This is a genomic window from Pseudomonas sp. BF-RE-21 (assembly GCF_019947305.1).
GTDB classification, from domain to species: domain Bacteria; phylum Pseudomonadota; class Gammaproteobacteria; order Pseudomonadales; family Pseudomonadaceae; genus Aquipseudomonas; species Aquipseudomonas migulae.
On record NZ_JAGYGF010000050.1, the window covers coordinates 23,538 to 47,463 of the forward strand.

The following is a 23,926-nucleotide window of genomic DNA, read 5'->3' on the forward strand; positions in this document are numbered from 1 at the left end:
TTCTGTCAGAGGGCTTCTCATGAGAAGCACCGATCAGCTCGACGCCTTTAATCTGCAACGCTTCATCCAGGCGCAGGACCCGGTGTTCGAGCGCGTGCAAAACGAACTCGGCGCAGGCCGCAAGCGCAGTCACTGGATGTGGTTCATCTTTCCGCAATTCATCGGCCTGGGCGGCAGCGAAATGTCGCAACGATATGCCATTCACTCGGGAGAGGAGGCTTCGGCGTACCTCAAGCATGCGCTGCTGGGCCCACGGCTGCGCACCTGCACGCAGTTGGTGCTGGATATTCCGGAACGCTCCATCATCGAAATTTTCGGCCATCCGGACAATCTGAAGTTCCGCTCATCGATGACCCTGTTCGCGCAGTTCGCCCCGGATGACAGCCTGTTCCAGCAAGCGCTGATGCGGCACTTCCATGGGATTCCGGATGACTGGACGTTATCGCTGCTGGACTCAAAACAGGCCCAACTGCCCCCCAATCAGGGTTGAGAAATCGTCATCCACGAACGGCAGAATCGCATCCGCCACCGGTTGCAGCTGCCGGGTGACGTAATGGTCGTAATCGATCGGCGCGCTACGGATCTCCAGCGGCTCGGGCCCGGCGACGGTGATCACGTAGCTGATCCAGCCGCCGTTCTGGTATTGCCGCGGACGGCCCTGCTGATCGTTGTAGTCGTCGGCGATCCGCGCCGCGCGGACATGCGGCGGCACGTTGCGCTCATAGTCATCCAGGGTCCGGCGCAAGCGCTTGCGGTAGATCAGGCGATCATCGAACTCGCCCGCCAGGGTCTTGCGCACGTACTCGCGGACATAGTCCTGATAGGGCTGGCGATGGAAGATCCGTGTGTACAGCTCTTGCTGGAATTGCCGGGCCAGCAGCGACCAGTCGGTGCGCACGGTTTCCAGCCCCTTGTAGACCATCTCGTCGCTGCCGTCGTCACGCGTGACCAGCCCGGCATAACGCTTCTTGCTGCCCTCCTCCGCACCGCGAATGGTCGGCATCAGAAAGCGCTTGTAGTGGGTTTCGAACTGTAACTCCAATGCGCTCTGCAGCCCGTACTCCTCTTGCACATGCACGCGCCACCACTGGTTGACGTGATCCACCAGCGCGTGGCCGATCTGCGCCGCTTCCTGCTGACCGTGGGCGCGGCGCAGCCAGACAAACGTCGAGTCGGTATCGCCATAGATCACCGTGTGCCCCTGGGCTTCGATCAGTTGGCGGGTACGCAGCATGATTTCGTGCCCGCGCAACGTGATCGACGAGGCCAGGCGCGTATCGAAGAAACGGCAACCGCTGGAACCGAGCACGCCGTAGAAGGCGTTCATGATGATCTTCAGCGCCTGGGACAACGGCGCGTTGTGTTCCCGCTTGGCGGTTTCGCGGCCCTCGGCGACCCGGGCGACAATGGCCGGCAGGCAATGCCGGGTTCTGGAAAAACGCGCCCCGCGAAAACCGGGCACGGACTCGCTGTCCTCCGGATGCTTGAGCCCTTCGATCAGGCCCACCGGGTCGATGAGGAAGGTGCGGATGATCGATGGATAAAGGCTTTTGTAGTCGAGCACCAGCACCGATTCGTACAGGCCCGGCTGCGAGTCCATGACAAATCCGCCGGGGCTGGCCTGTGCAGGCTTGCTGCCGAGGTTGGGCGCAACGAAACCCTGGCGGTGCATCAGCGGCATGTACAGGTGCGTGAAGGCCGCCACCGAACCACCGCTGCGATCCGCCGGCAAACCGGTCACGCTGGCCCGCTCAAGCAGGAAAGTGAGCAATTGGGTCTTGGCGAAAATCCGCGTGACCAGTTCGCAGTCCTTGAGGTTGTAAGTGGCGAGGGCCGGTTTGTCCTCGGCGAACATGCGGTTGATTTCGTCCATGCGCTGGTACGGCGTGCTGATCGACTTGCCTTCGCCGAGCAGGGTTTGCGCGACGTTTTCCAGGCTGAACGATGGAAAACTCCAGGTCGCCGAACGCAGGGATTCGATGCCGTCGATGATCAATCGCCCGGCGGCCGAGGCGAAGTAATGGTTGCGGCTGCCGTGCTCGCGCCACTGCATTTCCTCGCCACCGCGCCCCAGTTTCAGCGGCACCGCCAGGCGTCGGGCGTGTTCGTGAAGCACGCGCAAATCGAACTGCACGACGTTCCAGCCAATGATTGCGTCAGGGTCGTGCCGGGCGAACCATTCGTTGAGCTTTTTCAGCAGCAGGGTTCGCGACTCACAGTATTCGAGCTGGAAGTCGACGTTGCTGTCGTCGCCGTTGGGCGGGCCGAGCATGTACACCTGACGCTCGCCGCAGCCTTCCAGCGCGATGGAATACAGATCGCCCTGAGCGGTGGTTTCGATGTCCAGGGACACCAGCCTGAGCGTCGGTCGATAGTCGGGATCGGGTTTCATCTGCGCGTCGAGCAGCAGGCCTTCGGCATCGGGTGTGCCACCGAAGATTACCGGCGCGGTGATGAAGCGCTCCATCATGTAGCGTTCCGGTGGGCGTACGTCGGCCTCGAACATCTCGACGCCAGCCTTGCGCAGCGCGGTTTCCAGGCGCATCAGCTGACCGTGTTGCTGGCAATACAGGCCGAGCACCGGGCGATGCTCGAAATCCAGCAGGGCCAGGGGTTTGAGCTCGACGTTTTTTTCGCCGTGCAGCACCTGTTCAGCCTGCTCGCGCTGCTCGGCGGGGATGAACGCCACCGACGGTTGATGCGGCAGGCGAATACGCTGGGGACCGGTGTCGGTCGCCAGCCAGAACTCGACTTCCGTACCGGCCGGGGTATCGCGCCAATGCCGGGTCAGGACGAAGCCCCGCTGTAAATCCACCACTGCAACCTCACCTCTGATTCAGAGCGCAATTCTACGCGGCATTGCGGGGGATAACAGCGAACGCCTGGATTGGAATGAACCCTTGTAGGAGCTGGCTTGCCGGCGATAGCGCCCGTTCAAACGATAAATAGGTCGCCTGACCCACCGCTATCGCCGGCAAGCCGGCTCCTACAAGGTCGGTGGGGTGTTCGAAAATGAGAGGTTTATCGAAGAAAAACGGCTGAATGGCGTTTTTTGCGCGTTATCTGCCGTTTTCTGCCTTGCCCTCGGCGCTCGGGTCTACGATTCTTCAAGAACAACGACAACACCCGAGAAGCCACCATGAAAACCGTCGCCCAACTGCTCAAGTTGAAAGATCAGAAAAATCAGGAAGTGCACCAGATCAAACCCGATCATATGGTGCTCGAAGCACTGATGAAGATGGCCGAGAAGAACGTCGGTGCCTTGCTGGTGGTAGAGAATGACGAAGTGCTGGGCATCATCAGTGAACGTGATTACGCACGCAAACTGGTGCTGCATGGCCGCTCTTCCGTGGGCACGCCGGTGCGCGACATCATGGTGTCGCCAGTCATCACCGTAGACACCCATCAAACCGTCGATACGTGCCTGGGCATCATGTCTGACAGGCGCCTGCGCCACCTGCCGGTGGTGGAGAACGGCAAGTTGATCGGCTTGCTGTCGATCGGCGACCTGGTCAAGGAAGCGATTGCGGAGCAGGCAGAACTGATCCGCCAGCTGGAGCAGTACATTCGCGGCGAGTAATGCGAGCCCTGTAGGAGCGAGGCTTGCCCGCGAAAGCGCCGACTCAGTCAATGAACGTGTCGCCTGACCCAACGCCTTCGCGGGCAAGCCTCGCTCCTACAGGTCATCAGTGATATTCAAACGGGCCAATGCCGCGCAAAGACCGGTGCCAATGTCGGGTGCCGGTCGATTCGCTCAAGCCAGGCGGAAAAACCGGGCCGGGCACTGCGCAAATGCTCCCGGGTGCCCGCCCACCGCGAGATCACCGCCGCCAATACATCCAGCGCACCGGGCGTCTCATCGCCCAGGTACAACTCGCCCGAGAACTGATCGGCAAACACCTCCCAACTCCAGTGCAACCGTTCGCGTGCGCCGGCCATGAGGTTGTCACGCGAGGGTTTGTCCGCCACGAGCAACCAGCGCTCGGGGTAATCGATGATGCCGATTGCCGCATAACAATTGGTGACGATGTACACCAGCCCCCGGATCGCCTGATCGCGCTCGGCGGCGTCTTTCGGCAGCAGTTTCGATTTGGGAAACGTCAACCCGAGATGAATCAAGATCGCCGCACTTTCGGTGAGAACGCTGCCGTCAGGCAGTTGCAGGGTCGGAATCTGCTTCAGCGGGTTGATCTTCTCCAACGCGTGGGCCGCCTCGGTGGATAACTCGACGTCGATGAAGCGGTAAGGAATCTCGCACAGCTCCAACGCAGCTTCGATGGCGGCGGCGCCGGAGTTCTGGTGTCCGTATAGCTGATACATATCGCGCTCCTGGCGAGACGAACAGGTAGTCGGTAGACGAGCGGGCAAAGGTCACGTTCCCTGCCATTTGGCGGATCGATGCAGGTAAGATGCGCGATCCCGGGGCACTCTTCTAATACCCCCGCAGCACACTTCAAGGAAAGAACATGCGCCAACAGGATGGCCAACGCGCCGCACTTTTTCGTACCGTCGGTTTCATTCTGGCCTGCCTGGCGCTAAGTGCCTGCTCGCCAAGCGACCACTCGTCATCGGCCAGTCTAGCCGGTGAACAAGGGCGTGGCGGGGCCATGCTGGCCTATGAACACGAATTGCAGCTGTTGCTGCCCCAGGCAGAAATCGCCCCGCGTTTGCAGGCCACCCGTGAGGCGTGCGAAACCGCACGCTTCGGTGCCTGCAATGTCTTGCGTATCGAGCAAGGCGCCGGCCGCGCCGACATCACCTTGCGCATTGCCCCTGCCGGCGTCGAGCCGTTGGTGGCGATGGCCGCCGAGGGTGGCGAACTGGGTCAGCGGATCACCAGCGCCGAAGACCTCGCCGATGCCGTGGACGACACCCGCCGACGCCAGGAGCGACTCAAGGCTCAGCAGCAACGCCTGGATGAACTGGCGACCCGCAAAGACATCAGCGTCACCGATCTGATCACCCTGAGCAAAGAGCAGGCCGGGATCGAAAACGATCTGCAAGCCCTGGCGCAGATTGCCGCCGGGCACCAGCGGCGTCTGGACACCAATCGGGTCACGTTGTCGTTCCTGCCGACCGGCGCCAGCAGTCGCTCGTCACACTTGAGCCAGGCGTTCAGCAACTTGCTCGACAACCTGGCCGAAGGCGCCGCCGATGCACTGGAAAAAACCAGTTACGCCCTGCCCTTCCTGATCCTCGCGTTCCCGCTGTTCATGCTGTGGGTCTGGTTGTGGCGCAAGTTTGTTCGGCGTCGGACCTGAGCCGGGCGTCAACCGCGCTCCGCCTGCCGACAACTGAACCATCACGCCTACGCACGGGGATTCAGCTGTTCCATCACTGCCGTCGATGTTCACCATCACGTCAATGAAGTTCTCATAAAAATTGTGCGGCGTACCATCAGCTCCATACCAAACAACTACACCCCGGAGCACACCACCATGAAACGCCAACTCTTCCTCAGCATCGCTTTCTCGGTTTTTGCAGTTAACGCTTTTGCCGCTTCGTCCGCTCACCCGGTTGTCGCTGAAGGCGGCTCGGATCGGTTGATTGAAAGCCGTGTGGCTGAGGGTGGTTCGGATCGTTTGATCGAAAATCGTGTGGCCGAAGGTGGTTCCGACCGTCTGATCGAAAACCGCGTCGCCGAAGGTGGTTCTGACCGCCTGATCGAAAACCGCGTTGCCGAAGGTGGTTCTGACCGTCTGATCGAAAACCGCGTTGCCGAAGGTGGTTCCGACCGTCTGATCGAAAATCGCGTCGCCGAAGGTGGTTCCGACCGTCTGATTGAAAACCGCGTCGCCGAAGGTGGTTCCGACCGTCTGATCGAAAACCGCGTTGCCGAAGGTGGTTCCGACCGTCTGATCGAAAGCCGCGCTGTATGAATGAATGGCTTTGCAGCAACACTCGACAAAAAACCCGGCCTCACCCGCCGGGTTTTTTTATGCATTTTTTGAGACCGGTCACTTCCCCGCCAGCGCCATGCAGCGCTGATAACGCTCGTCGACCCGCTTGGCAAACCACGCCGTGGTGAGTTTTCGGGTGATTTTCGGGCTCTGCAACGCAATCCCCGGCAATACCGCTCGCGGCAATGAACGGCCTTCGGCCTTCTCGGCCAATTCGAAAACCCGCTGATACAACGTGCTGTCCTCGAACTCGAGGCTTTTGCCCTTCTCCAGTTGATCCCGAATCGTCGGATTGCGCATGCCCAGTTGCTTGCCGAGGGTGCGCACGGCCAGTTCCGTGGTGCCGGGCATGATCGAGTCGTAGCGCACCAGATCACCGTCCAGCGCAAGAGGAATCCCCGAAGCACGGCTGACCGCGTTCTGAAATGCGGCGTTTCGACTGGCGTACCAACCGGCGTTGAAATCGGCGAAGCGGTACAGCGGCTGCTTGTAGCTCACCGGATAACCGAGCAAGTGGGCGATGCCGAAATACATACCGCCGCGACGGCTGAACACTTCATGCCGAATCGAGCCGTCCACCGGGTACGGATAACCCCGCGCCTGCTGCTCGGCGAAGTCGATGCTGACCTGCATCGGCCCACCGGTGTGCACCGGATTGAAACCACCGAACAGCGTGCGGCCCATGGGCACCCTGCCGATGAAATCATCGAAGATCGCGCTCAATTCCTTTTCACTGCGCGCAGCATTCAATCGGTCGCTGTAGCTTTTACCGGTGCTGGAACGTATTTGCAGCGCACCGCTCACCAGCAGGCCAGGGATGTGGGCTTTGGCGGCACGGCGGTCGATTTCCTCTCGGGCGATCTTGCCCAGGCCCGGCACCGGCGGGTCCGACTGAAAGGTCGACTCCTGCTCGGTGACCGCCAGTACGGAACACAGATTTTGCGTAGAGGGATAAATGTTCTGCGCAGCAAACGCCGCATAGATGTCCGTGGCCCAGCCTTGGCGATCAACGGTTTTCGCCGGCAGCAGGCGCACGATCTCGGCCTTGACCTCTTTGGGTGTGCGGGCCGGGGCTTCCTGGGTGCGCTGAGTTCCGCAACCGGCCAGCACCAACAGCGCCGCGACGCTCGTGATCAATCGATTGGCTTGCATGGCGCTCCATCAGATCCGTTGAACCGGGTTAACCATACGATCAATCGCATGGCGCAGGCTATGACTGTGCCGGCGACACACTGTTCCCTGCACAGACACACTGAACGGTGGGAGCCGGCTTGCTGGCGATGGGAGCACCGAGGTGCATCAAGATGAGCGCGTTATCGTTCATTGCCAGCAAGCCGGCTCCTACAGGGTCTTTTTCCGTTGGGCGGGCTGTCTGACGGCCCTCTTCGGCTGGACCATACTTGAGCCAAGACGCCAGGGGAGAACAGGCGCATGAACCGTAGCGACGTATTGATCATCGGCGCCGGTCCCACCGGTCTGGTGCTCGCGCTGTGGCTGAGCAAACTGGGGATCCGCGTGCGGATTATCGACAAGACCTCGGCCCCCGGCACCACTTCACGGGCGTTGGCCGTACAGGCGCGCACACTGGAACTGTATCGCCAGCTCGACCTCAACGAAGCCGTGATACACAAAGGGCATCGCGTGGCGGCGGCCAACTTCTGGGTCAAGGGCGAACCCGTGGCGCGCTTGCCGTTGGGCCGGATTGGCGAGGGCCTGACGCCCTACGCGTTCCTGGAAATTTTCCCCCAGGACGAGCATGAACAATTGCTGATTGAACGCCTGGAAACCTTTGGCATACGGGTCGAGCGCAACACCGAGCTGGAGAGTTTCGAAGAAACCGGCGATGGCATCACCGCGCGGCTGCGCCTGCCCGATGGTCAAGAGGAAACCTGTCAAGCCTGTTACCTCGCCGGTTGCGACGGTGCCCGCTCGCGCGTGCGCAAAACCCTCGACACCGGATTTCCCGGCGGCACCTACCAGCAGATTTTCTACGTGGCCGACGTGCAGGCCAGCGGGCCGGCGCTCAATGGCGAGCTGCACCTGGACCTCGATGAAGCGGACTTTCTCGCGGTGTTTCCCCTCGCCGGCGAAGGTCGCGCGCGGTTGATCGGCACCGTTCGCGACGAACGCGCCGAGCACGTGGAAACCCTGCGATTCGAAGACGTCAGCACCCGCGCCATCGAACACTTGAAAGTGCAGATCGAGCAGGTGAACTGGTTCTCGACCTACCGTGTGCATCATCGGGTGGCCGATCACTTTCGCAGCGGTCGCGCGTTTCTATTGGGCGACGCGGCCCATGTCCACAGCCCGGCGGGCGGCCAGGGCATGAACACCGGCATCGGCGATGCCATCAACCTCGCCTGGAAACTCGCGGCCGTGTTGAGCGGCGGTGCTGCCCCGCATCTGCTCGACACGTATGAAACCGAGCGCATCGCCTTTGCCCGCAAACTGGTCGCCACCACCGACCGGGTTTTCAGTTTTGTCACCGCCGAAGGACGCATGGCGGATTTGTTGCGTACCCGTCTGGCGCCGTTCCTGCTGCCGAAAATGGCTTCGTTCGAGGCCTCCCGGGAATTCCTGTTTCGTACGGTGTCGCAGATCACCCTCAATTATCGTGGAATGCCATTGAGCACCGGCGTCGCCGGGCACGTTCACGGAGGTGACCGCTTGCCGTGGGCACATGATGGTGAAGGGGATAACTTCGGGCCGCTGAAGTGCCCGAACTGGCAGGTGCATGTGTACGGCGACACCAGCGACGAAATGATTGCCTGGTGCAATGAACATCACTTGCCGTTGCATGTGTTTGACTGGCGACCGGCATTTGAAACATCAGGTCTTGGGCGCAACGGGTTTTATTTGTTGCGGCCGGATACCTACGTGGCGGTGGCCGAGTCGTGCTCGGATCCGAAGGTGATCGAACGGTACTTCCGGGATCGCGGGATACGGCCGTATTTTGGGGCCTGAGCGCGCCGCAAATCCTGTAGGAGCAAGCTTGTTCGCGATGAGGCCGGCCCCTCCAGCGTCTCGGGTGACTGGCCCACCGCTTCGCCAGCAAGCTGGCTCCTACAGATTTTGTGTGTTTTTTTAAATTCCGGCCAGGGCCAGGTCCATCGCGAAGTAGGTGAAGATCAAATCCGCCCCCGCCCGTTTGATCGCGCCGAGACTCTCGCGCACCACGCGGTCCTCATCGATGGCCCCGGCCTGTGCGCCGAACTTGATCATCGCGTACTCGCCGCTCACCTGGTACGCCGACAGCGGCAGGCGCGAAACCTCGCGAATGTCGCGGATGATGTCCAGGTACGCGCCGGCCGGCTTGACCATCAGCGCGTCGGCGCCTTCCTGCTCGTCCATCAACGACTCACGCACCGCTTCGCGGCGGTTCATCGGGTTCATTTGATAGCTTTTGCGGTCGCCCTTGAGTGCGCTGCCGCCGGCTTCGCGGAACGGGCCGTAGAGCGCCGAGGCGAATTTGGTCGAATAGGCCATGATCGCGGTCTGGGTGAAACCGGCGGCGTCCAGCGCCCGGCGAATCGCCTGGACCTGCCCGTCCATGGCCGCCGACGGCGCGATCACATCGGCACCGGCACGGGCTGCCGCGACGGCTTGTTTGCCGAGGTTGATCAGGGTCTGGTCGTTATCGACCTCGTGGTTGTGCAACACGCCGCAGTGACCGTGGTCGGTGTATTCGCAGAAGCAGGTGTCGGACATCACGATCATCTCCGGCACCGCGTCCTTGGCGATGCGCGCCATGCGCGAGACCAGGCCATTGTCGCTCCAGGTGTCGCTGCCGCTGCTGTCCAGATGATGGGACACGCCGAAGGTCATCACCGACTTGATCCCCGCACGGGCATAGCGCTCGATCTCGCCGGCCAGTTTCGATTCCGGAATCCGCATCACACCGGGCATGCTTTTGATCGGCACGAAGTCGTCGATTTCTTCCTCGACGAAAATCGGCAGTACCAGATCGTTCAAGCTGAATTCGGTTTCCTGGAACAGGCTGCGCAAGCTCGCATTGCGGCGCAGACGGCGTGGACGTGCTTCGGGGAACTGGCTGGACATGGGTTTTCCTGAAAAATCGGGGGACGAGACGAAAGTCGTAAGGGGGCGAAAGCTTATGCCCAGTTCGCCGCCGGGCACAAACCTCAGCGGAGTAAAAACCGTTACCGCCACAGCAACAATCCCCGCATCCACCACAAAACCCTGTGGGAGCGAGCCTGCTCGCGATGGTGTATCAGCTACATTGATGGTGACTGACACTCCATCGCGAGCAGGCTCGCTCCCACAGGTTTACAGCGTCAGGGTTCCGGAGATACAGGTCACCACGGAACCACCAATCCAGATCTCATCGCCCACCTGATCGACCTGAATGCGCCCGGCCCGTCCCATGGTCAAGCCCTGACTCACCACATAAGACGCCGGCGCCAGCCCTTCGCTGAGCAGCCATTGGGCGATGCCGGCATTCAGGCTGCCGGTGGCGGGATCTTCCGGCATGCCGTCGCCGGAAATGAACGCCCGCACTTCGAACTGTGCGTCATCGCCGTCGCGCTCTGGATGCCACGGCGCAATCACGCCGACCGCGAGGCCAAGCATCTGCGAATGGTCCGGCTGAAGATCCAGCACCTGCTGGCGATCCTCGACCATCACCGCCAGCCAACCCGCGCCGTTATCGACCCACTGCGCCCGCACGATGGCGCCCGGTTCCAGTCGGAGCCCGCGTCGCACGCGCTCCACCAGATCCGCCTGCACCGGCCCGGTCTTGAGCAGTGGCGGTGCGAGAAAGGCCAGTTCCGCGCCTTGCCGGCGCACCCGCACCAGGCCCACGCCGCATTCCTGAATGATCTCCTCGCCCTTGGGCACGCCACCGGCTTCGAGCCAGGCATGGCAGGTGCCCAGGGTCGGGTGACCGGCGAACGGCAACTCGTTCAGGGTGGTGAAAATCCGCACCCGGTAATCGGCCCGAGGGTCCTGCGGGGCGAGGATGAACGTGGTTTCACTGAGATTGGTCCAGGTGGCGAACGCCGCCATGCGCTCATCGCTGAGCTCATCGGCGCCGAACACCACGGCCAACGGATTGCCCTTGAGCGCAACGCGGCTGAAGACATCTACTTGCTTGAAATCGAATGCGTGCATGGCCTGCCTTGGTCTTGGTGGATTCGAAAGGTCTTACTTGGGAATTTCCAGCCCGCGCATCACCGCCGGCCGAGCCAGGAAGCGCTCCAGCACCCGCGTCACGTTCGGGAAATCCTTGATGCCCACCAGATCGCCCGCCTCATAGAAGCCGATCAGGTTGCGCACCCACGGGAATGTCGCGATGTCGGCGATGGTGTAGCGCTCGCCCATGATCCAGTCACGCCCCTGCAAACGTCCATCAAGGACTTTTAACAAACGTTTACTTTCCTCGACATAGCGATCACGAGGGCGTTTGTCTTCGTAGTCCTTGCCGGCGAATTTGTTGAAAAAACCGAGCTGGCCGAACATCGGCCCGATACCACCCATCTGAAACATCAACCACTGGATCGTCTCGTAACGCGCAGCCGATTCCTGGGCCAGCAACTGCCCGCTCTTGTCGGCGAGGTAAATCAGAATCGCCCCGGACTCGAACAACGGCAGCGGCAGGTCGTCCGGCCCGTGGGGGTCGAGGATCGCCGGGATCTTGTTGTTGGGGTTCAGCGACAGAAACTCGGGCGACAGCTGGTCGCTGGTGTCGAAGCCCACGCGATGCGGCTCGTAGGGCAGGCCGATCTCTTCGAGCATGATCGACACCTTGACGCCGTTGGGGGTCGGCAACGAGTAGAGCTGAATCCACTCAGGGTATTGGGCTGGCCATTTTTGAGTGATAGGGAAAGCAGACAGATCGGTCATCGCATGGATCCACGAAGAGATTGAGAGGCACGATCATAGTGTGAGTGGCCGCAGGCTGCGACGTACGGCGTATCGATATTGATGATTACCAAGATCAATGGATTGCAGTCTTCTCCTGCGACCGCCCCGTGTACTGTGTCCATAAATCCGCAACATCCTGTCGATAACCTCTGCTCCAACCCGTTCATGGTTATCGGTACATTGCTGCGCATGCCGCCGGAATCGAACCAAACGGGCCTCAGTGGACTCTGAGTGTTGCCCTTTCGGAAACGGACCGGATCATCGACATGGAAAACACCCGACGCTGGGAGCGCGTGGTGTAAAGGTTTGTCAGCCTTAACCGAATGCGCTGAAGAACCCTTATTCCATGATGAACCTTATGAAATTGGTCCAACGCTTCAAACATCGCGCTTATATTGTGCTGCCCTCCCTGCTGGCAATCAGTGCGCTGTTCCTGTCGCTGGAAGTCCGTGAAAGCCGCGCCCAGCCGGCTGACGGCACCCAGACGCTGGTCTTCCTGCGCCACGCGGAAAAACCCGCCGGCGGCCTCGGCCAGCTCAATTGCCAGGGCCTGAACCGCGCCATCGACCTGGCCACCCTGCTCCCGGAAAAATTCGGCAAGGCCAACTACGTGTTTGCAGCCAACCCGACGCGCAATGTCGAGGAAGGCGAGCTGGATAATTCCTACAGCTACATTCGCCCCCTGATGACCATCAGCCCCAGCGCCATCAAGCTCGGTTTGCCGGTGAACATCAACTTCTCGGCCAATGACACCAGTGACCTGGCCGACGAACTGCTGCATGACAAGTACCACAACTCGGTGATCTACACCGCGTGGTCCCACGGCTACCTGCCCGAGCTGATCAACAAGGTCGCCGGCGAAGCGGTAGGCAAGAAACAGAACATCACCGATGACTGGGAATCCAGCGACTACGACTCGCTGTATGTACTCACCCTGACCTGGCACAACGGCAAGGCCAGCCTGCAGAGCCACAGCTACAAGCAAGGCCTGGATAACGGCCGGGAAACCTGCCCGACATAAGGGCGACCTGTAGGAGCCAGCTTGCTGGCGATGCAGACGCCGCGGTGTTTCGGGAGCACCGCGTTATCGTTCATCGCCAGCAAGCTGGCTCCTACAAGGTTTGGGTTATGGCAGCAGGATGACTTTGTCGCCACGACCCTGATTCACTTCGGCATAACGTTCCAGCCCTTCGGCCAGTGGCGATTCGAACAACCCTTGCGGCAACGGCAACAGGTCCTGGTCGAAGAACCGGCCGAACTGATCGAGCATCGCCGCGCACGCTTGCACGCCGTATAGCAACGAGTTGATCCCCACCACCGAACCGCCCTTGCGATACAGCGCCAGGGCCGGCAATTGCACCTGGCCATCCACCGGCGCGGCGATGATCGCTATGCGACCGAACGCGGCCAACGCGGGGACGGAAGCCGGCAGCCAGAACCCGGTGGTGTCAAAAATCACATCGGCACCGCCGGTGTAGACCGCATTCACCTGCGCGCCCAAGTCCTCGGGTTTATCCAGCTGCAACGTCTGATACCCCTGGGCCTGCAAGTCCTTGACCTGCTCCGGCCGACGCGCCGCCGCCAGCACCTGGGCGCCACGTACCTTGGCCAGCGCCAGCGCAGCACTGCCGACCGCCCCGCCACCGATCACCAATAACCGCGTTTGTGCGTTCACCAGGCTGCGCTCCAGCGCATCCCACGCCGTGGTGTAAGGCACGCCGAGGCTGGCGGCTTGGGCAAAACTCAGGTGCGTCGGTTTGCGCGCCACGCCGTTGGCCGGCAACTTGACGAATTGCGCATGGGAGCCATCGGCGAAAAAGCCCAGCTCACGGCCGGTGCCCCACACTTCCTGACCGATCAGCGCCTGCGGGCCTTCGACAACTACACCCGCAAAATCACGCCCGGGAATGCGCGGCAACGTGGTGTAGGGAAAACGCCCCAGCACATTCTTCACATCGCTGGGATTGAGGCCGGCGGCCTTGATTTGCACCAGCACTTCATCGGCGCCGGGCACGGGGGTCGGAACCTCGACATAGCGCAGGGCCGAAAGGTCGCCGGTTTTGTCGAACTGCAATGCTTTCATGGGAGTGTCCATCCAACAGGGGAAAGGGAATTCAGGAGATCCAGCCAGTGACCAGTTGCCGCCCCATGGGCCACAACTTTTCACCGGCGAGCATGCCCAGCAGGCCCACCAGCGCGATGGCCGGTGGGGCGGGAGAACGAAAATCCAGCGCGCCGTAAAGCAAACCGACGCCCAGACCGATGACCAGCGAGATGAGGTAGCTCATGGCAGACTCCGTGGGCAATTGAGGGATGCCCAAAGTCTAAAGGCCGGCATCCGCGAGCATCGGCCAAGTGCTTCTGAATTCCGGCCAAACCACCCCCAATAACCTGTAGGAGCTAGCTTGCTGGCGATAGCTGACGTGAGGGCGATGCAAAATTTGAGGATGCTATCGCCAGCAAGCTGGCTCCTACAGGTTCGTGCAGAACTGCGAGGGCGCGACACCCAGTTCCCGACGGAACATGTCGCTGAAGCTGCTCGGCGAGTAGCCCAGCTCCCGGGCAATCGCACTGACCGGCGCCCCCTGGATCAGCTCCGCGACTGCAGTCGCCAGTTGCACTTGTCGCCGCCACTCGGCGAAGCCCATGCCCAGACCGTCCTTGAACAGCCGCGCCAGGGTGCGCACGCTGGCCCCGGCGTTTTGCGCGTGTTGTTCGAAGGAAACGTCCAGCGATGGGGCGGCCATGACGGCCTGACACAGGTTCATCAGGCGCCGGTCGGAATCATCCGGCAACGGGATCTTCAGCAGCGAACGCCTGGCTCGCCGCAGTTCCAGCAGTGCCAGCCCGACCAGCGCTTCGTAATACTCCGGCGCGCCGTCGTCGCCCTGCTCCACCAGCCCGACGATGAGTTCACGCAGCAACCCGCCCACTTCGATCACCTGGACCGTGTCGTCCAGCGTCGCCGCCAATGCCGGACGCAGGTAGATGTTGCGCATCTGCAGGTCCGAGACCACGCGAATGCCGTGAGGCACGCCCGGCGGCAACCACACCGCCCGTTGCGGCGGCACCACCAGCGCCTCATGCGGCGTTTCGACCCACATCACGCCGCTCATCGCATACAACAACTGGCCCCAGACATGCTCGTGGGGCTCGATGAACAGCCCGCGCGGATAGGTGCGCGCCAGCGGTTGCACGGGCACATCGGTGTCACTCAGGTCGGGGGGCGCGGCAAGGGCCATGGTCAGCATTCATCGGGGATTTTCAGAAAATCCATGGTAACCAGCCGCAGGCCTTGTCGCCACTGGCTGCAGCCGTCTGACAATCCGAATGAATTTTCCGTACCGCCGACGATCCTTCTATTACTACAGGGAGGAATACGGGCTTTATGAATAACGCAAAACTTTTCGTCATTGAATACACCCTTCATGGCGTCCCAAAGTCTTTCATCATTCGCCTGGACAAAATGGACAATGCGCAGGCTTGGCATTGGGCGAGTTGCGACGCCGGCGTGGGCCGGATCCCGCGCTTTGGAAGGGAGAAAGTGCAAAAGACCAGCAAGCCGATGGCGGAAAAATTCGGCGTGGAAAATGTCACTTGGCGGCCAGCAAGCTGACCACTGTAGGAGCGAGCCTGCTCGCGATGGACGTTAACGATGACGCGCATCTTCTGCTCAAACGCGTCGCTCGTGAGTCCATCGCGAGCAGGCTCGCTCCTACAGTCAGTGTTGAGCGCACTTGCATTCTTTGTGCACGCATTCTTCACCGTGTTCATGGTGTTTGGCGCAGGCCTCACAGCAGTAGTGCTTGCCGTGACGTGCGATCGGATGCTGGCCCAGTTTGCAGTTGCATTTCGGGCAGTCGCAGATGTCTTCACTGTCAATCATGAGTCTGACTCCTCAGGTGGTGGTCGTCGGGGCTTGAAGCTACAACCCGTCTCACCAGTGTAGAAGTTGCCACAGACGACGCAGCCCAAACCTGTAGGAGCGAGGCTTGCCCGCGAAGAACGATAACGCGATGTAACTGTTTAGATCGCGGCATCTGCTTCGCGGGCAAGCCTCGCTCCTACAGGAAAGCGAAAGCGGTCAGGCCTGGCGGGTATTGCTGCGATACATGAACACCAGCGCCAACCCGAGCAACACCATCGCCAGTATCCGGCTGCCGGACAGTTCGATCTGCGGGTTGCCCAGCCAGCCGAAGTTATCGATCAGCATCCCCATGCCCAACTGCCCGACGATCACCGCGACCGTCGCCACCGCCGTACCCACCCGTGGCACCGCCCCCACCATCACCATCATGTACACCACGCCGAACAGCGCGCCGCTGAGCTGCCATTTCGGCACGTCCAGCAGGCTCACGGCATGGGCCGGCTCGAAAAACAGGATCAGCAACCCGGTGCTCACCGCACCCACCACGAACGTCAACAAACTGCTGCGCAGCACACCGACCGTTTCGCCCAGACGCCCATTGATGGCGGCCTGAACACTCAACACCGCACCGGCAGCCACGACCACCGCCAACAAAATAATCAGATTCATCATTAACCCCGCGCAATCAGAACAAGTGCCGCCACAATCAGCAGCAAGGCCAGCCAACGTTCACCGTTGACCTTTTTACGAGTGGCGCCGAACCAGCCGAAGTGGTCGATCAGCACGCTTTTACCGACCTGCCCGGACAGGATCGCGATCATCGTCATCGCAATGCCGATGTACGGCGTGGCCAGGGTCAGCACCACCACGTAGATCGGCCCGAGAAAACCGCCGATCAACTGCCAGCGCGGCAGGTCGCTGAAGGCCGGTCCCTTTTGCGGGCCGCTGAGCAACAGCAGGAAAAACAGGATCGCCGAGCCGACGCCGAAGATGCTCAACGTCGCCCACAAGTGACCGACCTGAACCCCCAGCGGCCCGAGCAGACCGGCCTCCACGGACAGGCCCATACCGGCCAGGATCACCAAAGGCAGCAGCAAAAGCCGCAACCCGGGTTGGGTTGCTGGTGTGACAGCGATATCGATTGAAGAAGATTGCATAACAGAGACCTACCCATTTCCAAATGAACTACACGGTCGCCTGTAGGAGCGAAGCTTGCTCGCGAAGGCGGCGTGTCAGTCGCCGAAGATGACGACTGACACGCCGCCTTCGCGAGCAAGCTTCGCTCCTACAAGGTCTGCGTGCAGGAAGTGAGCGCATTATCGGCTGGCGCTGCTGTGCGATAAATGGGAGCATCCTGACAACACTTTTGCGTAACTCGCACAGCAGGATTCTTCATGCACGGCCTCCACGAATTGGGTTTCAAGGCACTTCGGCTGTTTGTCGCCGTACTCGACCACGGCAGCTTCTCTGAAGTCGCCCGCCGCGAAGGCCTGGCGCCGTCGTCGATTTCCCGGCAGATCCAGTTGATGGAACAGGCGCTGAGCCAGCAATTGCTTTACCGCCATACCCGCGCGGTCACGCCGACGGAAGCCGGACGCTTGCTCGGCGACCATGCGCGATTGGTACTGGTGCAGTTGGAGGAAGCCGAACAGGCGTTGCAGGAACAACAAAGCGAGCCGAGCGGGCTGGTGCGGATCAACGCGCCGGTGGTGTTTGGCCAGCGGCACCTGACGCCCTGGCTGGGGCAACTGTGCGAGCGTTACCCGAAATTGCAGCTGGATATCCAGCAGACCGACAGCTACGTCGCACCGTTACAGGAAGGTGCCGACCTGCTGTTTCGCATCGGCCCGCTGCACGATTCGAGCATGCAGGCGCGGATTCTGGCGCCGCAACGCTTTCAGGTGGCGGCGAGCCCGGCGTACTTGAAACGCCATGGCACACCGTTGCATCCCGAAGACCTCGCGGCGCATCAATGCCTGGCCTACAAAGGCGTGGCCGGCCAGCAACGCTGGTTTTTCCGCCAGGGTCAGCAGGACTGGAGGCCCTACTCGGTGAAGGGACCGATCACCGGCAACCACGCCGACACCCTCACACAGGCCGCCGAACAAGGCCTGGGCCTGGTGATGTTTCCGTCGTGGCTGATTGGTGAAACGGTGCGCAACGGCACGCTGGTGCCGGTGCTGGGGGAATATCAGGTGTCCAACAGCCTTGAGCCGCAACAGATCGCCGTGCTCTGGCCCGGGAGCCGGCGGTTGTCGGTGAAGGTAAGGACGGTGATTGATTTCTATGTCGAATGCTTTGGGGCTGTGCCGTATTGGGACAGGCCGTAACATTGACAGCACAACCTGTAGGAGCCGGCTTGCCGGCGATGGCGGCGCGTCAGTCAACATTGATGGCGCCTGACACACCGCTATCGCCGGCAAGCCGGCTCCTACAAAGGGGTGTTGTGTCAGTCGACATCGATGTTGGCTGACATGTCGCCATCGCCGGCAAGCCGGCTCCTACAAGGTGTGGGGGTCAGATGCGGAACTGGCCGACCAGAGTGCCGAGGCGCTGGCCAAGATCAGCCAGGCTGCGGGACGTCTGGGCGCCGAGTTGGGTTTCGCCGGCCACGTTGTCCACGGCCACCGCGATCTGATGCACGCTGCGGTTGATCTCTTCGGCCACGGCGGTCTGCTCCTCGGCGGCGCTGGCGATCTGCGCGTTCATCGAGTTGATGGTGCCGATCAGTTGAGCCATGGTGTCCAGCGAAGCACCCGCTTCGTTGGCCTGCATGGACGTGCCGTCGCCGGCCTCGCTGGAGCGGCGCATCGCTTCCACCGCCGACTGAGTGCCGGCCTGCAAGCGGTCGATCATGCCCTGGATTTCCTGGGTGCTGATTTGCGTGCGGCTGGCCAGCGCACGGACTTCGTCGGCCACCACCGCAAATCCGCGACCGGCCTCACCGGCACGGGCCGCTTCAATGGCGGCGTTGAGCGCCAACAGGTTGGTCTGCTCGGCAATCGAACGGATCACCCCGAGCACGCTGACAATCGATGACACGTCCTTTTGCAGGCTGTCGAGGGACACGCCGCTGCTGCGAATATCGTCGACCAACGCATGGATCTTGACGATGCTGCCGGCCACCACACGCTTGGCCGTCTGGCCTTCTTCGTCGGTCTGCTGCGCCGCCACTGCGGCGTTTTGTGCACTTTTCGCCACTTCTTGCGCGGCGGCCGACATTTCGTTGATCGCCGTGGCCACCTGATCGGTCTCGTGACGTTGACGCTCCATCGCCTGATCCGAACGCTGGGCCTGATCGGAGACCTGGTTCACCAGCCCGGTCAATTGCGAGGTCATTTCGGTGATCTGGCGCACCAGGCCGTGGATCTTGTCGACGAACCGGTTGAACGAGCCGGCGAGTTGGCCGAGTTCATCCTGGCTGGTGATGGTCAGGCGCCGGGTCAGGTCGCCCTCGCCCGCCGCGATGTCGTCGAGGTTGGCTTTCATCAGGTTCAGCGGACGCAGAATGGTGTTGGCCAGCAGCATGCCGGCGGCGGCAATCAGCAGCAGCACGACGGCGGCGATGCCGATGATGCTCAACAACACGCCTTCCATCCGGTCTTGAACCTTGGCTTCGACCACGGCCACTTGCGCCTCGATACCGTCGAGGTTGACCGAGGTGCCAACCGCCATATCCCACTTCGGCAGGTATTCGGTGTAGCCGAGTTTTGGTACCAGCACCTGAGTGTTGCCAGGCAATGGCGAGCTGTATTGCAGGTAGTGAGTGCCGTCTTTGGCGACTTTCACCAGGTCGCGGTTGACGTAGACGCCGTTCGGGTCGCGGTTGTCCTTGAAGCTCTGGCCCACGCCTTCGGGGCTGTTGGCCTTGAACAGGCGCACGGTGTTGGAGTCGTAGCCGAAGAAGTAGCCTTCCTTGCCGTAGCTGATGCTCGACAGCAATTTGATCACCTGGGCCCGCGCCGCGTCATCGCCGGGGGCGGCGGCCTCGTAGAGCGGTTTGATCGCGGTCATGGCCACGGCGACGTAACTTTGCAGGGTAGCCTTGGCGTCGCTGAGCAGGCGCTGACGCGTCTCCTCGACTTCCTTGCGGGCCTGTTCCTGCAGAACGAACAACGTGGTCAGGCTGATGACCAGCGCAAAGAGCAACACCGGGAGGACGGCAAGGGACAGGACTTTAGCCTTCAGGCTCATGCGCATGACGGTTCACTCTTTTGGTTTTATTGGCGTGGTTAAAGGCTTTAACGGCACGCGCAACCAAAAGTTGAATCAGTGGCCAATGCAATCCCCTCTGTGGGAGCGAGCCTGCTCGCGATGGAGTGTCAGTCGCCATCAATCTGGCTGACAGATCATCGCGAGCAGGCTCGCTCCCACAGGGGATCTTCGTTCAGAGAACCATCGCGGCCACCCAGCCGAACGCCAGCAGCGGCAGGTTGTAATGCAGGAAGGTCGGGACCACGGTGTCCCAGATGTGGTGGTGCTGACCGTCGATGTTCAGGCCGGAGGTCGGGCCGAGCGTCGAGTCGGAAGCAGGCGAACCGGCGTCGCCCAGCGCGCCGGCGGTGCCGACGATGCAGACGATGGCGATCGGGCTGAACCCCAGTTGCACGCACAGCGGCACGAAAATCGCTGCCAGAATCGGCACGGTGGAAAACGACGAACCGATGCCCATGGTCACCAGCAGACCGACCAGCAGCATCAGCAGCGCACCGATGCCTTTACTGTGGCCGATCCACGACGCCGACGCTTCAACCAGCGTCTGCACCTGACCGGTGGCTTTCATCACTTCGGCAAACCCCGAGGCGGCGATCATGATGAAACCGATCATCGCCATCATCTTCATGCCTTCGGTGAACAGGTCATCGGTGTCGCGCCACTTCACGATGCCCGACACCGAGAAGATCAAAAAGCCTGCCAGTGCACCGATAATCATCGAGTCCAGCAACAACTGAATAATGAACGCCGCCGCGATGGCCACACCCGCAACCATCAGGCTCAGCGGGTTGTACTGCACCGCGACCTGCTCGACCTGTTCGATCTTTTCCAGGTCGTAGACACGCTTCTTGCGATAGCTGATAAAGGCTGCCGCAAGCCCCACCACCATGCCCAGCGCCGGAATGCCCATGGCATGGGTGACGTTGATGCCGCTGATATCGACGCCGCTGCGGGCCACGTTGGCCAGCAGGATTTCATTGAGGAAGATGTTGCCGAAGCCCACTGGCAGGAACATGTACGGGGTGATCAGGCCGAAGGTCATGACGCAGGCGATCAACCGCCGATCCAGTTGCAGCTTGGTCAGCACATACAGCAGCGGCGGCACCAGCAACGGAATAAAAGCGATATGTATCGGCAGAATATTCTGTGAAGCGATGGCCACCACCCACAGCAGGCCGATCAGCAGCCACTTCACCGAACCGCCACCGTTGGCGTGCTGGCGGTCAACCATGGCCAGGGCTTTGTCGGCCAGCGCATGGGCCAGGCCGGACTTGGCGATCGCCACCGCAAATGCGCCGAGCAAGGCATAAGACAAGGCCACCGTCGCCCCGCCGCCGAGGCCGCTGTTGAAGGCTTTCAAGGTGGCGTCGATGCCAAGGCCACCGGTCAAACCACCCACCAGCGCGCCGATAATCAGCGCGATCACCACGTGCACGCGGGACAGGCTGAGAATCAGCATGATGCCGACCGCGGCAATTACAGCATTAATCATCGTTACCTCAAGGCAAGCGAAATGAGCCCGGCCGGCAGTCTGCGAAGAGCCGCCAGCGGGATAAGGAATGGGTTTTATTAGAGGGCGCGCACTGTGCCGGACCATCACCGCCTTGTCAAAGCCGCGAGACCCGAACGCAAGCTAGGCCCTCCCTTTCCAAAACGACATCGCCCCCTGTAGGAGCCAGCTTGCCGGCGATGGCGGTGGTTCAGTCCCCCCGTTATTGACTGGACGGACGCCATCGCCAGCAAGCTGGCTCCTACAGGATTCGTGATAATGATTCCATTTCGTCGGACGGCGTAAAGAATGCGGATTTTCGGCCGTTACAGTGCAAAGTCTCAGATATTTATCGAATAAGGACGTCTCCATGTCGCTCAGACAACTTTCCATTCAATGGAAAATCACCCTGCTGGCCGGGCTTTGCCTCGCCGGTATCGTGACCTTGCTGGTAGGTCTTTCGCTGTATCGCATGGAGCACAGTTCCGAGCTGGTGAAAGCCTCGAGCATGGAGATGCTCACTGAAGCCGCCCAGGCCCGGATCGAGTCCCAGGGCGAAAACCAGGCGCTGAACATTCGCCAGCAGTTCATGGATGCCTATCAATATGGCCACGGCTTCTCGCGTCAGGTGTTGTTCCTGCGCGATCAGGCCGAAAAGCGCTTTCTCGATGCCTTCGACCTGCGTGAAGACCTGACCCGCCAGGTCAAGTCTGCGTTGCAAGCCAACCCGGAATTGCTCGGCCTGTCGCTGGTGTTCGAAGCCAATGCGCTGGACGGCAAGGATGAACTGTTTGCCGGCCAGGCTGAGCTGGGCAGCAACGACAAGGGCCGTTTCGCGCTGTACTGGTCGCAACCGACCCCCGGCAAGGTGACGTCGATGGCGCTGCCCGAAACTGACATGGCCGACACCAGCACCGGCCCCAGCGGCGAACCCGCCAACGCCTGGTTCACCTGCCCGCGCACCTCGCTCAAGCCCTGCGTGATCGAACCCTACTTCTATGTGATCGACGGCCAGAACGTGCTGATGACCAGCATCGTGTTCCCGCTGATGGTCAATGGCAAAGTCATCGCCTCGCTGTCGGTGGACATCAACCTCAACAGCCTGCAAGCAGTCAGCCAGGGCGCGAGCAAGAAGCTTTATGACGGCCAGACCAACGTCAGCATCATCAGCCCGGCCGGTTTGCTCGCCGGCTACAGCCCGGACGCCAGCAAACTCGCCCAGCGCCTGGACGCTGTGGATAAAACCAACGGCACCGAACTGATCCGCCTGCTCGCCGCCAGCAACAAAACCGCCAGCCTGCACAGCAACCAGCAGTTGAAAGTGCTGTCGCCGTTCCAGCCGATCCCCGACGGCAAATCGTGGGGCGTGTTGCTCGATGTGCCGGAAAAAGTCCTGGTCGGCCCCGCCGAAACCCTGAAAAAACAACTCGATGAAAGCAATACCGCCGGCACACTGGTCGAACTCGGCCTCGGCGTGCTGGCCGCGTTGATCGGCCTGTTGCTGGTGTGGCTGATGGCGCGCAGCGTGACCAAACCGATCCTCGGCGTGGCGCACATGCTCGAAGACATCGCCAGCGGCGAAGGCGATCTGACCCGGCGTCTGGCCTATGACAAAAAGGATGAACTGGGCCAGTTGGCCGGCTGGTTCAACCGCTTTCTCGACAAGTTGCAACCGATCATCGCCGAGGTGAAACGCTCGGTTCAGGACGCACGCAGCACGGCGGACCAGTCTTCTGCCATCGCCACGCAGACCAGCGCCGGCATGGAACAGCAATACCGTCAGGTCGATCAGGTGGCGACCGCTTCCCACGAAATGAGCGCCACCGCCCAGGACGTTGCCCGCAGCGCGGCACAAGCGGCACAAGCAGCGCGCGATGCCGATCACGCCACCCGCCGTGGCTTGACCGTGATCGACCAGACCACCACCAGCATCGACAACCTCGCCGCCGACATGAGCGCAGCGATGGTGCAGGTCGAAGGTTTGGCGGCCAACAGCGAGAAAATCGGCTCGGTACTGGAAGTGATCCGCGCCATCGCCGAGCAGACCAACCTGCTGGCCCTCAACGCCGCCATCGAAGCGGCCCGTGCCGGTGAGGCCGGACGCGGTTTTGCGGTGGTCGCCGACGAAGTGCGCAACCTGGCGCGGCGTACGCAGGAGTCGGTTGAAGAAACCCGTCTGGTGATCGAACAGTTGCAGAACGGCACGCAGGATGTGGTGGGGTCGATGAACAACAGCCATCGCCAGGCTCAGGGCAGTGTCGAGCAGGTCAGCCAGGCCGTCACGGCGTTGCGCCAGATCGGCGACGCAGTGACGGTGATCAGCGACATGAACCTGCAGATTGCCTCGGCGGCGGAAGAGCAAAGCGCGGTGGCGGAAGAGATCAACAACAACGTGGCGACGATCCGGGACGTAACCGAGTCGCTGTCGGGGCAGGCGAATGAATCGGCGCGGGTGAGCCAGTCGCTTAACAGCCTGGCGAATCAGCAACAGAGCCTGATGGATCAATTCCGCGTCTGACTGACAACACACCCCTTGTAGGAGCCGGCTTGCCGGCGATGGCGATTTTGAAG

Annotated in this window: 23 protein-coding genes and 2 pseudogenes; 10 read left to right on the forward strand and 15 right to left on the reverse strand. The window is 61.3% G+C overall.

All coding sequences use genetic code 11. The features are described 5' to 3' along the window. Window positions 1–19: 19 nt before the first annotated feature. A complete protein-coding gene (locus tag KGB25_RS24265; RefSeq protein ID WP_207286203.1) occupies window positions 20–490 on the forward strand; it encodes a DUF1810 domain-containing protein in 471 nt (156 codons plus the stop codon). Here KGB25_RS24265 and KGB25_RS24270 read toward each other — a convergent pair. Then, window positions 455–2,815 (reverse strand): DNA polymerase II, encoded by a 2,361-nt coding sequence (locus tag KGB25_RS24270; RefSeq protein ID WP_223437051.1) that lies wholly within the window; start codon window positions 2,813–2,815, stop codon window positions 455–457. The genes KGB25_RS24265 and KGB25_RS24270 overlap by 36 nt on opposite strands. 324 nt (window positions 2,816–3,139) lie before the next feature. On the opposite strand from KGB25_RS24270, the gene KGB25_RS24275 reads away from it, so the two are divergent. Continuing rightward, complete coding sequence (locus tag KGB25_RS24275) at window positions 3,140–3,580, forward strand: CBS domain-containing protein (protein WP_007944798.1); 441 nt, start codon at window positions 3,140–3,142, stop codon at window positions 3,578–3,580. Window positions 3,581–3,696: 116 nt separating this feature from the next. Here the strand turns inward: KGB25_RS24275 and KGB25_RS24280 are convergent, their stop codons facing one another. Then, window positions 3,697–4,320 carry a glutathione S-transferase gene (locus KGB25_RS24280; protein ID WP_207286205.1) on the reverse strand — a complete coding sequence of 208 codons (624 nt, stop codon included), beginning with the start codon at window positions 4,318–4,320 and terminating at the stop codon, window positions 3,697–3,699. A gap of 146 nt (window positions 4,321–4,466) precedes the next feature. On the opposite strand from KGB25_RS24280, the gene KGB25_RS24285 reads away from it, so the two are divergent. Both KGB25_RS24285 and KGB25_RS24290 read left to right on the forward strand, forming a co-directional pair. Continuing rightward, window positions 4,467–5,261 carry a DUF4349 domain-containing protein gene (locus KGB25_RS24285; RefSeq protein ID WP_207286206.1) on the forward strand — a complete coding sequence of 265 codons (795 nt, stop codon included), beginning with the start codon at window positions 4,467–4,469 and terminating at the stop codon, window positions 5,259–5,261. Window positions 5,262–5,438: 177 nt separating this feature from the next. Beyond that, window positions 5,439–5,879 carry a phage infection protein gene (locus tag KGB25_RS24290; protein ID WP_145316151.1) on the forward strand — a complete coding sequence of 147 codons (441 nt, stop codon included), beginning with the start codon at window positions 5,439–5,441 and terminating at the stop codon, window positions 5,877–5,879. Window positions 5,880–5,957: 78 nt separating this feature from the next. Here the strand turns inward: KGB25_RS24290 and KGB25_RS24295 are convergent, their stop codons facing one another. Further along, window positions 5,958–7,052: a DUF1615 domain-containing protein gene (locus KGB25_RS24295; protein ID WP_223437041.1), complete on the reverse strand. Its 1,095-nt coding sequence runs from the start codon at window positions 7,050–7,052 to the stop codon at window positions 5,958–5,960. Between the two features lie 279 nt (window positions 7,053–7,331). Between KGB25_RS24295 and KGB25_RS24300 the strand changes: the two genes are divergently transcribed. After that, the gene (locus KGB25_RS24300; protein ID WP_008045202.1) at window positions 7,332–8,864 is read left to right on the forward strand and encodes an FAD-dependent oxidoreductase; all 1,533 of its coding nucleotides are present in this window, start codon (window positions 7,332–7,334) and stop codon (window positions 8,862–8,864) included. Between the two features lie 120 nt (window positions 8,865–8,984). Here the strand turns inward: KGB25_RS24300 and hemB are convergent, their stop codons facing one another. The 3 genes from hemB to KGB25_RS24315 form a co-directional block, all read right to left on the reverse strand. Continuing rightward, entirely contained in the window at window positions 8,985–9,959 is a 975-nt protein-coding gene (gene hemB / locus KGB25_RS24305; protein ID WP_008045200.1) for a porphobilinogen synthase, read from the reverse strand. A gap of 228 nt (window positions 9,960–10,187) precedes the next feature. Next, window positions 10,188–11,030 (reverse strand): PhzF family phenazine biosynthesis protein, encoded by an 843-nt coding sequence (locus KGB25_RS24310; RefSeq protein ID WP_223437043.1) that lies wholly within the window; start codon window positions 11,028–11,030, stop codon window positions 10,188–10,190. 33 nt (window positions 11,031–11,063) lie between these two features. Then, the gene (locus tag KGB25_RS24315; RefSeq protein ID WP_207286210.1) at window positions 11,064–11,762 is read right to left on the reverse strand and encodes a glutathione binding-like protein; all 699 of its coding nucleotides are present in this window, start codon (window positions 11,760–11,762) and stop codon (window positions 11,064–11,066) included. Window positions 11,763–12,129: 367 nt separating this feature from the next. Between KGB25_RS24315 and KGB25_RS24320 the strand changes: the two genes are divergently transcribed. After that, window positions 12,130–12,804 (forward strand): hypothetical protein, encoded by a 675-nt coding sequence (locus tag KGB25_RS24320; RefSeq protein ID WP_008045195.1) that lies wholly within the window; start codon window positions 12,130–12,132, stop codon window positions 12,802–12,804. 105 nt (window positions 12,805–12,909) lie between these two features. Here KGB25_RS24320 and KGB25_RS24325 read toward each other — a convergent pair whose 3' ends face one another. The 3 genes from KGB25_RS24325 to KGB25_RS24335 all read right to left on the reverse strand — a co-directional run bounded on the left by KGB25_RS24325 (window position 12,910) and on the right by KGB25_RS24335 (window position 15,025). Further along, a complete protein-coding gene (locus KGB25_RS24325) occupies window positions 12,910–13,866 on the reverse strand; it encodes a zinc-binding alcohol dehydrogenase family protein (RefSeq protein ID WP_223437045.1) in 957 nt (318 codons plus the stop codon). A gap of 31 nt (window positions 13,867–13,897) precedes the next feature. Then, window positions 13,898–14,071 carry a DUF1427 family protein gene (locus KGB25_RS24330; protein ID WP_008035179.1) on the reverse strand — a complete coding sequence of 58 codons (174 nt, stop codon included), beginning with the start codon at window positions 14,069–14,071 and terminating at the stop codon, window positions 13,898–13,900. 183 nt (window positions 14,072–14,254) lie between these two features. Continuing rightward, on the reverse strand, window positions 14,255–15,025 hold the full coding sequence (locus KGB25_RS24335) for an AraC family transcriptional regulator (RefSeq protein ID WP_032832904.1): 771 nt from the start codon (window positions 15,023–15,025) through the stop codon (window positions 14,255–14,257). A gap of 146 nt (window positions 15,026–15,171) precedes the next feature. Here KGB25_RS24335 and KGB25_RS24340 point away from each other — a divergent pair, with 146 nt between their 5' ends. Beyond that, window positions 15,172–15,399, forward strand: a complete 228-nt coding sequence (locus KGB25_RS24340) for a DUF6555 family protein (RefSeq protein WP_008035177.1) — start codon at window positions 15,172–15,174, stop codon at window positions 15,397–15,399. A gap of 105 nt (window positions 15,400–15,504) precedes the next feature. Here KGB25_RS24340 and KGB25_RS24345 read toward each other — a convergent pair whose 3' ends face one another. The 3 genes from KGB25_RS24345 to KGB25_RS24355 form a co-directional block, all read right to left on the reverse strand. Beyond that, window positions 15,505–15,669: a metallothionein gene (locus tag KGB25_RS24345; protein WP_008045190.1), complete on the reverse strand. Its 165-nt coding sequence runs from the start codon at window positions 15,667–15,669 to the stop codon at window positions 15,505–15,507. Window positions 15,670–15,867: 198 nt separating this feature from the next. After that, window positions 15,868–16,320, reverse strand: coding sequence for a DMT family transporter (locus tag KGB25_RS24350; RefSeq protein WP_192419822.1), 453 nt, complete (start codon window positions 16,318–16,320; stop codon window positions 15,868–15,870). Window positions 16,321–16,322: 2 nt separating this feature from the next. Then, window positions 16,323–16,808: a DMT family transporter gene (locus tag KGB25_RS24355; RefSeq protein WP_008045188.1), complete on the reverse strand. Its 486-nt coding sequence runs from the start codon at window positions 16,806–16,808 to the stop codon at window positions 16,323–16,325. 237 nt (window positions 16,809–17,045) lie between these two features. On the opposite strand from KGB25_RS24355, the gene KGB25_RS24360 reads away from it, so the two are divergent. Beyond that, on the forward strand, window positions 17,046–17,981 hold the full coding sequence (locus KGB25_RS24360; protein ID WP_223437047.1) for a LysR family transcriptional regulator: 936 nt from the start codon (window positions 17,046–17,048) through the stop codon (window positions 17,979–17,981). Window positions 17,982–18,168: 187 nt separating this feature from the next. Here the strand turns inward: KGB25_RS24360 and KGB25_RS30685 are convergent, their stop codons facing one another. The 3 genes and pseudogenes from KGB25_RS30685 to KGB25_RS24370 form a co-directional block, all read right to left on the reverse strand. After that, a complete protein-coding gene (locus KGB25_RS30685; RefSeq protein WP_404943258.1) occupies window positions 18,169–18,990 on the reverse strand; it encodes a methyl-accepting chemotaxis protein in 822 nt (273 codons plus the stop codon). An 84-nt stretch (window positions 18,991–19,074) separates the two neighbouring features. Next, window positions 19,075–19,851, reverse strand: a pseudogene (locus KGB25_RS30690) (cache domain-containing protein); the annotation flags it as partial. A gap of 187 nt (window positions 19,852–20,038) precedes the next feature. Further along, a complete protein-coding gene (locus KGB25_RS24370) occupies window positions 20,039–21,355 on the reverse strand; it encodes a Na+/H+ antiporter family protein (protein ID WP_162130708.1) in 1,317 nt (438 codons plus the stop codon). Window positions 21,356–22,868: 1,513 nt separating this feature from the next. Here KGB25_RS24370 and KGB25_RS30695 point away from each other — a divergent pair. Continuing rightward, window positions 22,869–23,015 (forward strand): annotated as a pseudogene (locus KGB25_RS30695) (HAMP domain-containing protein); the annotation flags it as partial. Window positions 23,016–23,117: 102 nt separating this feature from the next. Further along, on the forward strand, window positions 23,118–23,873 hold the full coding sequence (locus tag KGB25_RS30700) for a methyl-accepting chemotaxis protein (RefSeq protein WP_404943259.1): 756 nt from the start codon (window positions 23,118–23,120) through the stop codon (window positions 23,871–23,873). Window positions 23,874–23,926 lie beyond the last annotated feature (53 nt).